General features: G+C 69.0%; 12 protein-coding genes. 3 read left to right on the top strand and 9 right to left on the bottom strand.

All coding sequences use genetic code 11. The features are described from left to right. Window positions 1-2: 2 nt before the first annotated feature. Together AC0685_RS16045 and AC0685_RS16040 are read left to right on the top strand one after the other, a co-directional pair. On the top strand, window positions 3-869 hold the full coding sequence (locus AC0685_RS16045; protein WP_478226223.1) for a ferredoxin: 867 nt from the start codon (window positions 3-5) through the stop codon (window positions 867-869). 119 nt (window positions 870-988) lie between these two features. Next, entirely contained in the window at window positions 989-1267 is a 279-nt protein-coding gene (locus AC0685_RS16040; RefSeq protein ID WP_478226222.1) for a hypothetical protein, read from the top strand. A gap of 325 nt (window positions 1268-1592) precedes the next feature. On the opposite strand, the gene AC0685_RS16035 is transcribed toward AC0685_RS16040, so the two are convergent. The 5 genes from AC0685_RS16035 to AC0685_RS16015 all read right to left on the bottom strand — a co-directional run bounded on the left by AC0685_RS16035 (window position 1593) and on the right by AC0685_RS16015 (window position 7141). Beyond that, entirely contained in the window at window positions 1593-2750 is a 1158-nt protein-coding gene (locus AC0685_RS16035; RefSeq protein ID WP_340687078.1) for a cystathionine gamma-synthase, read from the bottom strand. Between the two features lie 51 nt (window positions 2751-2801). After that, window positions 2802-3374 (bottom strand): hypothetical protein, encoded by a 573-nt coding sequence (locus AC0685_RS16030; RefSeq protein ID WP_478226221.1) that lies wholly within the window; start codon window positions 3372-3374, stop codon window positions 2802-2804. 43 nt (window positions 3375-3417) lie between these two features. After that, window positions 3418-3978 carry a hypothetical protein gene (locus AC0685_RS16025; protein ID WP_478226220.1) on the bottom strand — a complete coding sequence of 187 codons (561 nt, stop codon included), beginning with the start codon at window positions 3976-3978 and terminating at the stop codon, window positions 3418-3420. Window positions 3979-4130: 152 nt separating this feature from the next. Beyond that, a complete protein-coding gene (locus AC0685_RS16020) occupies window positions 4131-5537 on the bottom strand; it encodes a hypothetical protein (RefSeq protein WP_478226219.1) in 1407 nt (468 codons plus the stop codon). Between the two features lie 233 nt (window positions 5538-5770). Next, window positions 5771-7141: a cystathionine beta-synthase gene (locus tag AC0685_RS16015; protein WP_219148392.1), complete on the bottom strand. Its 1371-nt coding sequence runs from the start codon at window positions 7139-7141 to the stop codon at window positions 5771-5773. Window positions 7142-7322: 181 nt separating this feature from the next. Here AC0685_RS16015 and AC0685_RS16010 point away from each other — a divergent pair, with 181 nt between their 5' ends. Beyond that, a complete protein-coding gene (locus AC0685_RS16010; RefSeq protein ID WP_478226218.1) occupies window positions 7323-8543 on the top strand; it encodes an acetyl-CoA C-acetyltransferase in 1221 nt (406 codons plus the stop codon). 95 nt (window positions 8544-8638) lie between these two features. Here AC0685_RS16010 and AC0685_RS16005 read toward each other — a convergent pair whose 3' ends face one another. The 4 genes from AC0685_RS16005 to AC0685_RS15990 all read right to left on the bottom strand — a co-directional run bounded on the left by AC0685_RS16005 (window position 8639) and on the right by AC0685_RS15990 (window position 13251). After that, window positions 8639-10171, bottom strand: a complete 1533-nt coding sequence (locus AC0685_RS16005; protein WP_478226217.1) for a DHA2 family efflux MFS transporter permease subunit — start codon at window positions 10169-10171, stop codon at window positions 8639-8641. 230 nt (window positions 10172-10401) lie between these two features. After that, a complete protein-coding gene (locus tag AC0685_RS16000) occupies window positions 10402-11670 on the bottom strand; it encodes a YeeE/YedE family protein (protein ID WP_478226216.1) in 1269 nt (422 codons plus the stop codon). A 138-nt stretch (window positions 11671-11808) separates the two neighbouring features. After that, window positions 11809-12342: an LppU/SCO3897 family protein gene (locus AC0685_RS15995; RefSeq protein WP_478226215.1), complete on the bottom strand. Its 534-nt coding sequence runs from the start codon at window positions 12340-12342 to the stop codon at window positions 11809-11811. 72 nt (window positions 12343-12414) lie between these two features. Then, window positions 12415-13251 (bottom strand): Bax inhibitor-1/YccA family protein, encoded by an 837-nt coding sequence (locus tag AC0685_RS15990; protein ID WP_340687070.1) that lies wholly within the window; start codon window positions 13249-13251, stop codon window positions 12415-12417. Window positions 13252-13401: the final 150 nt, after the last annotated feature.

Here is a 13401-nt window from a genome sequence, read left to right as displayed (position 1 = left end):
GGATGAGCCAGCCACAGGGGCCGTTGAACCAGCAGCAGCAACAGCAGCTCGTCTGGCAGATCGGCCATGCCCTCGCGACGCCGCTGCCGCCCGGCTGGCAGCAGATGCGCGTCGAGTACCGGGCGGCGGGCAGGCACGTCGAGGTCGACCTGCTCGTCACCGGTCAGGACGGTCTGCCGCGTCCGGTGCAGCCGAGTCCGGAAGCCGTGCAACTGCTCGGGAACCTGCGGGCGGGCATGTACCAGCCCGGCCGCGGGACGTGGCTGAGCGCGATCCTGGTCTACGGTTCGGCGACCGTGCTCAGCACGGACTTCCTCGCGGACGTGGAGCCGCCGTGGCGGCAGGCGCCGCCTCCGATCGGCTTCCAGGACGAACTGCGGTTCTTCCCCCGCGCCGAGCAGAGCATCCCGCCGTGGCTGCGGCAGCGCGCCGGGCTCGACATCGCACCGGCGGGCGAGCCTTCGGTGGCGACTCCGCTCGCCGAGACCCCGGAGGCGCTGAAGTCGCCGCGGGTCTACGACGGTCTCGACGAGTCCGGGCGCCCGATGGTGAACCGTGAGCCGCTTTCCCCGGCCGAGCGGGACCGTGTGCTGGAGTACCTCGACGGTGCCCCGGTCGTGCTGGCGTCGCGGAGTTACGACGCCGACGCCTTCGATCCCGACAGGGAACCGTTGGTGCCGCTGAACTTCCGCACGGACGGCCGGTGGTACTGGCCGGGCGCGGTCGCCTACTACCTGCGTGAGCACGACGTGGCGCCCGATCCCGAGCTGCTCGGTCACATCCGGGCGCTGCGGTTCACCCTGCCCGAGGTCGGAGAGCCCGAACGCGAACTCGCGGTCGCCGCGATCACCGGTCAACCGTCCACTTAGGACCCGGTGCTGCGCGGGTGATTCGAGGCCGGATCATGCCACCTGACGGATACGTCACGTGACAGGTTCACGGTCCGGGTACTCTTGACGGCGGCGGCGAAGGCGACCAGGGAGCGCACATGGCACGGGGGAACATCGGCAGGGTCCGGGCGACCCGTTCCGCCGGGATGCTCCCGGTCGTGCTGGCTCTCACCTCGGCCGCGCTGCTGACCGGCGCCGCCGTCTACACGGTCGACCGCGCCGGTTGCGTGGATCCGGGCCAGTACATCCGGCACGACAACCACATCGAACTCGTCGGCGGCTGCGTCGACGGCTCCGAGCTGCCGGCCGCCCCAAAGGGGACTTCCCACGAGGCCGACGCGAAGAGCGGCGTCACTCCCAGCAACTACCGCCCATAGCCGGGCGCTTCCACCCACCACACCGCGCTGACCAGCGCGAACAGAGCAAGGGACCTTTGCTACCGCTTGCTTAGCTTGGCTAAGCGAGCGGTAGCAAAGGTCCCTTGCTCCCACGCGCGCAGCGGCCCGGCTCGGCCCACGGGTCACTGTGTGGGTTTTGGGACAGCTGACGTCCCAAAACCCACACGGTCGGTCAGCGTCGCTACGCGGGGTGAGGGGTGTGGGGAAATAAGGACACTCAACGTCTCTATTCCCGCACACCCTCCTGCCCTCCGGGGAGAGCGGTAGCAAAGGTCCCTTGCTCACTCCCTGGGCTCGGCGGCGGTCAGCCCAGGGCCTTGGCCAGATCGTCGACCAGGTCGCTGCCGTCCTCGATGCCGACGGACAGCCGCAGCAGGTTGTCCGGCACCTCCAGGGTGGACCCGGCGGTGCTCGCGTGGGTCATCCGCCCCGGGTGCTCGATGAGCGATTCGATCCCGCCCAGCGACTCGGCGAGGATGAACAGCTTCGTCTTCGACGCGACGTCGAGCGCGGCCTGCTCGCCGTCGATGTGGGTGAACGAGATCATCCCGCCGAAGCGCCGCATCTGCTTCGAGGCGACCTCGTGGCCGGGGTGCTCCGGCAGGCCCGGGTAGTAGACACGATCGACCTTCGGGTGCTTCAGCAGCATCCGGGCGATCAGTTCGGCGTTGTCACTGTGCCGCTCCATCCGCAGCGCGAGCGTCTTGACCCCGCGCAGGGTCAGCCACGCGTCGAACGGGCCGGGTACCGCGCCCGCCGCGTTGCGCAGGTAGAACAGCTGCTCGCGCAACTCGTCCTCGTTCGTCAGGATCGCACCACCGACGACGTCGGAGTGCCCGCCGAGGTACTTGGTCGTCGAGTGCAGGACGACGTCGGCGCCCAGCGAAAGCGGGTTCTGCAGGTACGGGGTGGCGAAGGTGTTGTCGACGACCAGGCGGGCGCCGGCGCCGTGCGCGACCTCGGCCAGCGCGGCGATGTCGGCGATCCCCAGCATGGGGTTCGTCGGCGACTCGCACCAGATCAGCTTCGTCTCCGGCCGGATCGCCGCGCGGACCTCGTCGATGTTCCCCAGGTCGGCGACCGTGTGCTCGACGCCCCACAGGCTGAGCACCTTGTCGATCAGCCGGAACGTGCCGCCGTACGCGTCGTTGCCGAGCACGAGGTGGTCTCCGGGCCGGAGGGTCGCCCGCAGCAGGACGTCACTGGCCGCCATACCCGACGCGTAGGCCAGACCGTGCCGCGCGCCTTCGAGCGCCGCCAGCGCGACCTCCAACGCGGTGCGCGTCGGGTTCGCGGTGCGGGAGTACTCGTAGTCGCCTTCGCGCGTGCCGCCGACGCCGTCCTGCGCGTAAGTCGAGGTCTGATAGATCGGCACGATGACCGCGCCGGTCCGGGGATCAGGGGTCTGCCCGGCGTGGATCGCGCGCGTCTCGAAGCCCAGCAGAGAGTAATCGTCGGCCATACGGTCAAGGGTACGACCACCCGTGCGGGATCCCATCGTCTGGGATCGAACTCACCACTGCCCGGGTGGCTGTCCCTGCTGCTGGGCACCGGGAGCCGGCGGGTATCCGAAGTTCGGCGGCTGCACGGCGCCGTCGGTCTTCGGCTTGGCCGCCAGCCAGCGCGCCGTCGGCGGGACCAGCGCCAGCACAAGGGTCGCGATCGCCGGGATCAGGACCACGAAGAGGAGCCAGCCGAAGCCGAAGTGCAGGCTCACCCCGCCGTACGAGAAGTAGAAATGCCCGATCGCCCGGAGCAGGAAGGTCAGCGCCACGAACCCGATCGCGGACGCGGCTCCGATCACGGTGAGCACCCGTCCGGCCCGCTTGCGCAGGAGCAGCATGATCCCGCCGCCCAAGAGCAAAGCCGTGCTGACGAGGTCCAGCGCCGCCCCGACCACCAGGAACGAAATGACGTAGTGGGACAGCTCGATGACGTGGGACGCCAGCCCGGCGAGGAACCAGAGCCCGCCGAGAATCGCGAGGATCCCGGCGATGATCGCGGTCGCACCGCTCGGCTGCCGCATCGGCGGCGGGTAGGCACCGGGTGCCGGATAGCCCTGCGGTGGGTATTGCTGGAAGGTCATGTCTCCCCCTGTCGAATTCCTGGGCCGTGAAGTACGCCGGATCTCACCATCCGCCCTGCTGGGGGAACTGGTTCTGCGGCCGGTACGGCTGCACCGGCGCGGGCCGCCAGCGCAGGTACCTGAAGGTCGGCGGGAGCACAGCCAGCAGGAGCGCGAGCAGCCCGAACACGACCATGGCCAGGCGGAGGACGCCGTCGAAGGTCGCGAACCGGAGCAGGATGTCGAGGTGGATCCGGTACGGCACGCGGAAAGCGATCGGTTCCAGCACGACGGCCAGGATGGCGAGCAGCGAGCCGAGGATCAGCAGGATGGCGCCGATCAGCGACCGGAAGAACGTCGTCAACGCGCCCATCAGCAGGAACAACGCGGCGAGCAGGTACAGCACCAGCTCGACGAGCGCGAAGCCCGGCAGGTTCGAGAGGCTGAACCCCGACGGGAGCTCGATGAAGTAGCGGATCGGGATGAAGCCCGACGCGAGGGCACCGACGAGGCCCAGCACCGCGGCGATGATCGCCGTCGCCCCGGAGGGCCGGGCCTGCGGAGCGGGATATCCGAAAACCGGCGGTCCGGGCTGCTGGGCGGGATATCCGTACGGACCGGTCACGTCGCTCCCGTCGGCCAGGTGTGGGTTGACGGCGCTCACCCTAGCCCGCGGGACCTGGCCACGGCAGGCGAATCGGGATACCCCCGGCTAAACGGAAACACCCCCGGCGAGTGCCGGGGGTGTTCCGAACGAAACCGTTCAGTGGTGGTGAATCACCACTGCTGCGGGGGCTGACCGGGCTGCTGGCCCGGCTGGCCGAAACCGCCGCTGGGCGGACCCTGCTGGCCGGGCTGCTGCCCGAAACCGCCGGGCTGCTGCGGAGGCTGACCGAAGCCGCCCTGCTGCTGGCCCGGCTGGGCGAACCCACCGCTGGGCGGACCCTGCTGGCCGGGCTGCTGCCCGAAGCCACCGGGCTGCTGCCCCGGCTGCGGGAAGCCACCCGAAGACGGCTGACCGGGCTGGCCGAAGCCACCCTGCGGCTGTCCGTACGGACCAGGCTGACCCGGCTGACCGGGCTGGCCGAAGCCACCCTGCGGCGGACCGCCGAAACCGCCGGGCTGGCCGCTCTGCGGGGCACCCAGCACCGAACCGCCGCCACCGAGACCCACGAACTGCGCGGTCGCCGGGATCAGGCCCAGCACACCGACGATCAGGATCACGATGCCGAGGAGCAGGTGCAGCAGGCCACCGCCGATACCGGCGCCTTCCCTGGCGGAAGGCGGCAGCTTCTCCAGGAAGTCCGACGACGGGGTCGAACCGACGAGCAGGAGGACGCCGAACAGCACCAGAAGCGCGCCACCGGCGGCGGCGACGATCGGCGCGATCTTCTTCACCGTGCCCGGGAGCTTGCCCGCGAGGGCGAGCCCGACACCACCGGCGAGCGAAACGAGCGATCCGACCAGAAGCATGATCACGTAGAACCACGTGGCGCCCGGACCGGCCACGCCCGCCTCGTCGAGGAACTTGTCGATCTGTTCCTGGTTCGGGGCGCTGTCGAAGACCTTCGAGTAGTCGCTCGCGTCACCGAAGTAGACGAACGACACGATCAAGGCGATCAGGCCGAGCAACGCCACGACACCGCCGGCGATGAACCCGAACATCGGGTTCCCGCCGCCACCGCCCGCGGCGGCGGGGCTGTAGCCCTGCGGCGGTCCGCCGAAACCGGGCTGCTGGCCGAAGCCGCCCTGCGGCGGTCCGCCGAAGCCCTGCTGCGGCTGGCCGAAACCAGGCTGCTGGCCCTGCGAGGGGTCGAAGCCGCCCTGCTGGGGCTGGCCGAAGCCCTGCTGCTGACCGAAGCCGCCACCCTGGGCGCCGTAGGCACCGGCGGACGGGTTGTCGGCCGCGCTCGGCGGCGGGGCGTACGGGATGGCGGGCGGCTGCGAACCCGGCGGCACGAGCTGGGTGGACTCGGCGGTGGGGCTTTCCCCGCCGCCGCTCACCGGCTGCACGACCTGGGTCGCGTTCGCGTCGTTGGAACCCGGCTGGACCGGCTGCACGACCTGCGTGGGCTCCGGCGTGTCGCCGAACCCGCCTCCCTGGGGCTGCTGCTCATAGGAGGGCTGCTGCCCGTACTGCGGTTGCCCGTAGTCGGGCTGGGCGGGCTGGCCGGGCTGCACCACCTGGGTCGGTTCCGGGGAACCGAACGGGTTGTCTTGCTGCGGCTGAGGGCCACTCGGGGGTCCCTGCGGTGGCTGGGCGCCACCCCAAGGCTGATTCGGTGGCTGCGGAGCACTCATTTGGGTCTTGAACCCCCTTGACGAGGACATAAAAGTTCAACTCACCGGACACGCTATCGGATAGCCGGTCGGGCCGCTCGTAACGCCCCGGCCCGACCATCCGATGAAATGCCTCTTTACCGTCCCGCGAGAAACGCGAGCAGGTCGTGCCGGGTGACGACCCCCGCCGGCTTGCCGTCGACCAGCACCAGCGCGCCGTCCGCGCCCGAGAGCGCGTTCATCGCCACGCTCACCTGTTCACCGGCGCCGATGGTCGGCAGCGGCGGCGACATGTGCTGCTCGAGCCGGTCGGCCAGCTGGGCCTTGCCGGTGAAGAGCGCCTCGAGGAGATCGCGTTCGTTGACCGCGCCGACGACTTCGGCCGCCATGACCGGCGGTTCCGCGCTGACCACGGGCATCTGGCTGACGCCGAACTCGGAAAGGATCGCCACCGCTTCGGCGACGGTCTCGTTCGGGTGACTGTGCACCAGGCTGGGGAGCGAGCCGCTCTTCTTCGTCAGGACGTCGCCGACGGTCCGGCCGCTGGAGTCCGGCGGCAGGAAACCGTAGGAGGACATCCAGCTGTCGTTGAACACCTTGGTGAGATAGCCGCGGCCGCCGTCGGGCAGGAGCACGACGACGACGTCGTCCGGGCCGAGGCCCTCGGCGAGCTTGAGCGCCGCGGCGACGGCCATGCCGCACGAGCCGCCGACAAGCAGCCCCTCTTCGAGCGCGAGGCGGCGGGTGATGTCGAAGGAGTCCGCGTCCGACACCGCGATGATCCGGTCGGCGATGTTCCGGTCGTAGGTGTCCGGCCAGAAGTCCTCGCCGACGCCCTCGACCAGGTACGGCCGACCGGATCCGCCGGAGTACACCGAGCCTTCGGGGTCCGCGCCGATGACCTGGACGCGGCCGTCGCTGACCTCCTTGAGGTACTTGCCGGTGCCCGAGATCGTGCCGCCGGTGCCGACGCCCGCGACGAAGTGCGTGATCTTGCCCTCGGTCTGGCGCCAGAGTTCCGGGCCGGTCGAGTGGTAGTGGCTGGCGGGGTTCTCCGGGTTGGCGTACTGGTTCGGCTTCCAGGCGCCCTCGATCTCACGCACGAGGCGGTCGGAGACGTTGTAGTACGAGTCCGGGTGCTCCGGCGCGACCGCGGTCGGGCAGACCACGACGCGGGCGCCGTAGGCCTTGAGCACGTTGCGCTTGTCCTCGCTGACCTTGTCCGGGCAGACGAACACGCACTTGTACCCCTTGCGCTGCGCCACCATGGCCAGCCCGACGCCGGTGTTGCCGGACGTCGGCTCGACGATGGTGCCGCCGGGCTTCAGCTCGCCGGACCGCTCCGCGGCTTCGATCATCCGCAGCGCGATGCGGTCCTTGACGCTGCCGCCGGGGTTGACGTACTCGACCTTGGCCAGGATGAGCGGCTGGAGCCCCTCGGCCAGTGCGTTCAGCTTGACCAGAGGGGTGTTGCCCACGAGGTCCACGATGTGCTCGACGTATTCCACACTCACAGCCTAAACGCCGCAGGTCGCGATGTGCCTGCTCGAACTCCGCCGTAAGGCGGTGTCGTCGGAAAGAGTGGCGTGGATCGCGTTCGCCTTTGACCCGCACCTCACTCCGGTGGAGGATGCGAGGTGAGCAACCGCTTAGCGCGTGTCTGGATCGAAAACAAGGGAGTGTCGTTCCATGCCCGAAGCCGTCATCGTCTCCACCGCCCGATCCCCGATCGGCCGCGCCGGCAAGGGATCGCTGGTGAGCATCCGCCCGGACGACCTCGCCGCGCAGATGGTCCGCGCCGCGCTCGACAAGGTCCCCGAACTCGACCCGACGCAGATCGAAGACCTCATGCTGGGCTGTGGTCTCCCCGGCGGCGAGCAGGGCTTCAACATGGGCCGCGCCGTCGCCGTCGAACTCGGCTACGACCACCTGCCCGGCTGCACGATCACCCGGTACTGCTCCTCCAGCCTCCAGACCACCCGCATGGCGCTGCACGCGATCAAGGCCGGCGAAGGCGACGTGTTCATCTCCGCCGGCGTCGAGACCGTGTCGCGCTTCGCCAACGGAAGCTCCGACTCCTGGCCGAACACGCACAACCCGCTGTTCGCCGACGCCGAGGCCCGCACCGCGCAGGTGGCGGCCGAGGGCGCCGACAGCTGGACGGACCCGCGCGAGAACGGCGCCCTGCCGGACGTCTACATCGCGATGGGCCAGACCGCCGAAAACCTGGCGCGGCTGAAGAGCGTTTCGCGTGAGGAGATGGACGAGTTCGGCGTCCGCTCGCAGAACCTCGCCGAGAAGGCCATCGCGGACGGCTTCTGGGCCAAGGACATCACGCCGGTCACCCTGCCGGACGGCACCGTGGTCTCGAAGGACGACGGCCCGCGCGCCGGCGTCACCCTCGAAGGCGTCTCCGGCCTCAAGCCGGTCTTCCGCCCCGACGGCCGGATCACCGCGGGCAACTGCTGCCCGCTCAACGACGGCGCGGCCGCGGTGATCATCATGTCCGACACCAAGGCGAAGGAACTCGGCCTCACGCCGCTCGCCCGGGTCGTCTCCACCGGCGTTTCCGGGTTGTCGCCGGAGATCATGGGCTACGGCCCGGTCGAAGCGTCGAAGCAGGCCCTCGCCCGCGCCGGGATGTCCATCGGTGACATCGACCTCGTCGAGATCAACGAGGCGTTCGCCGCGCAGGTCATCCCGTCCTACAAGGACCTCGGGATCGACCTCGACAAGCTGAACGTCAACGGCGGCGCGATCGCCGTCGGCCACCCGTTCGGCATGACCGGCGCCCGGATCACCTCGACGCTGATCAACTCGCTGCGCCACCACGACAAGCAGTTCGGGCTCGAGACGATGTGCGTCGGCGGCGGCCAGGGCATGGCGATGGTCCTGGAGCGCCTCTCCTGACCCGCTGACCTGCGGAAAGAGAGCAAGGGACCTTTGCTCGCGTTCGTTAGTGCACTAACCGACGCGAGCAAAGGTCCCTTGCTCCCTTTTCGGGCCTAGTGGGTCATGATCGGCGGGACCGCGGCGACCTCGCCGTCCGCGCCCTCCGGCAGCGCGGGCTTGGTCTTCGGCAAGAACGCCGCCGGGATCAGGCACAGCGCGAGCAGGATCATCGACCACAGGAACGTCGTCGAGAACGCGTCCGCGGTCAGCCCCGAAGCCGCTTCGCGCGTCGCAGGGTTCATCACCGCGGCCGTCGCGGCCAGCTGCCCCTGCGCCGTCGGCACACCGAACTTCCCGGCGAGCAGCGCCGCCAGGATGATCGACAGCACCGCCGAACCGATCGCCCCGGCGGTCTGCTGCAGGATGTTCGTCGCCGTCGACGCCTTCGCCATGTCCTCCGACTTGAGCGTCTGCAACGCGGCCGAGGTGATCGGCATCATCGTCGCGCCCATGCCGAGCCCCATCACGAACAGCGCCGAAAGCAGCAGCCAGTACGGCGTCGCCGCGGTGATCTGGGTGAAGGCGATCAGGCCGGCGAGCATCAGCACGAGACCGGGCAGCACGATCTTCCGCGCGCCGATCTTGTCCGCGAACCGGCCCGCGATCGGCATGGTCAGCATCGCGCCGACACCCTGCGGGGCGAGTAGCAGACCGGCGTTCATCGCCGATTCGCCGCGCGCCAGCACGAAATACGTCGGCAGGAGCAGCATCGCGCCGAAGAACGCGACGCAGAAGAAGGTCATCGTCACCATGGCGACGGAGAACGACCGGTTCTTGAACAGTTTCAGGTCGAGCAGCGGGTTCGCCACGCGGTTCGCCCGGACCACGAACGCCACCAGCAACGCGATCCCGGCCAGCGCGGGCAGCCAGACGTCCACCGCGCCGACACCGCCCGCCGCCGGGATGTTCGAAACACCGAAGATCAGCGCCGCCAGGCCGGGCGAGACCATCAGCATGCCGAGGAAATCGAAGCGTTCACTGGGCTCCGGCCGGTCCTTCGGCAGCAGGCGCCACGCCATGGCCATGGTGATCAGGCCGATCGGCACGTTGATGTAGAAGATCCAGCGCCAGCTCACCGCGTCGACCAGCCAGCCGCCGAGGATCGGGCCGCCGATCGGGCCGAGCAGCATCGGCACCCCGAGCACGCCCATCACGCGCCCGATCCGGTGCGGTCCGGCGGCCCTGGTCAGGATCGTCATGCCGGCGGGCATCAGCATGCCGCCGCCGAAGCCCTGCAGGACCCGGAAGACGATCAGCGATTCGACGTCCCAGGCCATGCCGGCGAGCATCGACCCGATCAGGAACAGCCCGATCGCGGTCATGTAGAGCCGTTTGGTGCCGAACCGGTCCGAAGCCCAGCCGGTGATCGGGATGACCGTCGCCAGGGCGAGCATGTAGCCGGTCGCGATCCACTGGATGGTGTCGAACGAGGTCTGGAACTCGATGGTCAGTTTCTGGAGCGCGACGTTGACGACCGTCGTGTCGAGGATCGCCATGATCGCGCCGAGGATGACGACGCCGGCGATCTTGAGCACGCCGGCGTCGAGTTTGTCGCCGCCCGGTGCGGCCGGGCTTTGCGTTGACATGAAAAATCCGTCCCTGATGCTCAGTGTCCCCCGGGACGCGACAACCCCCCGCGGTCGCGACTACGGAATCGACGCCCGGCCTCGCGCCGAGCTCCCCAAACGAGCTTGTGCATTAATGCGCAAGCTCAGTACGTAGCCGAGGGTAGCCGAACACGGGTTTTACCTGCCAACCTTTTCCCCGCATGCAGGCCTAAAGGGCAGACCCGCATACGTCTTGTCACGAAGAGTGATCAGCAGATGCTGTCCGTGGGAGCCGGGTTGCCGAGCCCGAACAGCGGTCGCAGCTTCAGCCCGATCCAGGTGCCGCCGAGCGCGAAGACGCCCCACAGCCAGCCGTGCAGGCTGCCGACCGAGATGCCGCCGAGGTAGGCACCGATGTTGCACCCGCCCGCCATCCGCGCGCCGACGCCCATCAGGATCCCGCCGAGCACCGCGGCGACCGCGGTCCGCCACGGGATCGAACTGTGGATCTTCCACGCGCCCGCCGCCGCGGCCGCGACACCCGCGCCGATCATGATGCCGATGTCGGTGAGGCTGTTCTTGTCCTTCCAGATCGGCCCCGCCAGCGACGCCGCGTTCGCCTTGATCCGCCAGAACTCCCAGGTCTCGGGGTGCAGGCCGAACACCTGCAGGATCTTGGCGCCCCACAGGCTGAACGCGCTCGTGACACCCCAGATCCCGCCGGAGACCAGGAAGACCGCGCCCGCCAGCACCCCGAGCACGACGGCGCCGACGAGGATCGGCCAGGAGCCGCGGTAGATCCGGGCGAAACCGCGCGCGGTCGGCACGACGTCGACCGGCGGCGGGTTGCGGCGCTTCTGCACGAACCGGGTCCCCAGCACGATCGCGGCGAGGACGGCGACGGTGATCGCCCACGAACCGAACCAGCCGACATGGTCGGCGAGCAGGATGCCCTTGAATTCGGGCCAGCCCGACAGCAGCGGATACGCCCACGTGCAGAGGACGGACCCGGTGATGAAACCGCCGAGGGTCAGCACGATCGCCGACTGCCCGGAGCCGACCGCGAACAGCGTTCCCGAAGCGCACGCGCCACCCAGTTGCATGCCGATGGCGAAGATCGTCGCGCCGACGAACAGCGCGAGCCCAAGCCCACCCGCGGTCGGATTCGGCGAGCTGCCGAAGAGCCCGGATCCGGTGCCCGCGATCAGCGCGATCAACGTCGCCGCCGTGCCGAGCAGCAGCGTGTGCGCCCGCAGGCCCTGGCCGTTCCCGACCGCGATCAGCTGGCGCCAGGCCGAAGTGAACCCGAAACGTGAGTGGAAGAGCGCGAGGCCGAGCAGCAGGCCGAGGATGAGCAGGACACCGAATTTAGCCCCGTGCGCGGCCCAGACGTACCAGGTCAGCCCGACCGCGAGGGCACCCGCGACCGCCAGCGGCACGACCTTGACCGGTTCCTCCGGTCGCGGGACCGGGGCGGCGCAGGAGGTCGGGAAGTCGAGGAGTTTCCTCTCGCCGGCTTGGGTTTCGGTCGTCGCCACCAGGACTCCAGGTCGATCGGCGGGGTGGGGGACGAGCAACGTTAGGACCGGTGGCGGCCCGGTCGCAGCGCGTCCCACTCTGTGCGACGAACGGCGGCGCGCGCAGTGCCGGATGGCTGCGGTAGCAAAGGTCCCTTGCTACTTGGTGCTCTTCACGCAGACCGTCGAGGGCGGTGTCGAGTAGCTCTTGAGGTGAGTCGCGTCCGTGTCGTCACAGGTCGCGACACTGTCGACCACCTTCAGGACCTCCGCGTCCCGCGCGGGATCCGAGCAGGGCACCTTCTGGTAGGCCACGCTGTCGGCCAGGAAGTTCTCGAGACAGTCGCCCTGCTTGGCGTTGATCATCATGCAGAGCTTGTACGAGGCGAAGGTCTTGTCGACGGTGAGCTGGTCATACTCGCCCGCGGGGCAAGCGCCACCCGCGTCGGTCTTCGCGCCGGCCTTCGCGTTGGCCTCGGCCGAACCACAGTCCGCCTTGACCGGATCCTCGCCGATGTCACCGAAAGTGGTGACCGCGTAGCAGTCCCCCACCCGGACGTCGTCGGTGTTCGAGAGGTAGCCGACGATCCACGACGACGCGCTCAGCACCACGATCGCGACCGGCACCAGGAGGCCGACCCAGAACCACTTGGAACGCTTCGGCCTGGCGGGTTCGCCACTGTGCTCGGTCATGGGGTCAGCGTATTCGCGGCGACGAAAAAGGGCGCCCCGATCGCTCGGAGCGCCCTTTCGCGAAAGCCCGGATCAGTCGTTTTGGAAGTACGACAGCAACCGCAGGATCTCGAGGTACAGCCAGACCAGGGTGGTCATGAGACCGAAGGCGGCGAACCACGCCCACTTCGACGGCATGCCTTCGCGGATCATCCGGTCGGCCTGGTCGAAGTCGAGCAGGAAGCTGAACGCCGCGACACCGATCACCACGAGGCTGAAGATGATCGCGATCGGCCCGCCGTCACGCAGCGGGTTGAAGCCGAAGAAGCTGGTGATGAGGTTGACCAGCATCAGGATCGCGACACCGACGACGGCGCCGATGATCCACTTCGTCAGCTTCGGGGTGACCTTGACCGCGCCGGTCTTGTAGACGACCAGCATCGCGATGAAGACACCCGCGGTACCGATGATCGCCTGCAGCGCGATACCGGGGTACAGCGCCTCGAAAAGACCGCTGATCGCACCGAGGAAGACACCCTCGGCGGCCGAGTACGCCAGCGTGAGCGGACCGCTCGGCTTCTGCTTGAAGATGATCACGAGCGAGATCACGAGGCCGACGATCATGCCGCCGACGAGCGCGCCGATCACGCCGCCGCTGATACCGGTGATCCGGCCCGCGGCGTCCACGGGCAGCTGGCTGATCGCCCAGATCGCGGTGAGCACACCGGTCACCAGCGCGGTGCCGAGGCTCAGCGCCGTCTTGATGACGACGTCGTCGACGGTCATCGGACGGTCGTCGGCGCCGGCGGAGGTCTGCGGAGGGCCGTAGCCGGGCACGCCGCCCTGGGGTTGGTTGAAGCCTACGTTGGGTCCGTACTGCGCCGCGCCACGCGGCAGGTTCCGGAACGCCGGGTTGCTACTGGATCGCACCTGATCCTCCTGGATCTACTGGCACCTGCATCGGGTTCAACGACCGCGTGGGCCGCCCGGTTCCCGTCGAAGTAAAGACGACTTTACTCACAATCGGCGCGACGCCCATCCCCCACACCGTATGCGGTGGAGATCACCGACCGTTCACCG

The sequence above is a fragment of the Amycolatopsis sp. NPDC043889 genome (assembly GCF_056435645.1).
Note: the sequence above shows the minus strand (reverse complement) of the source record. Positions and strands in the feature narration are given on the sequence as shown.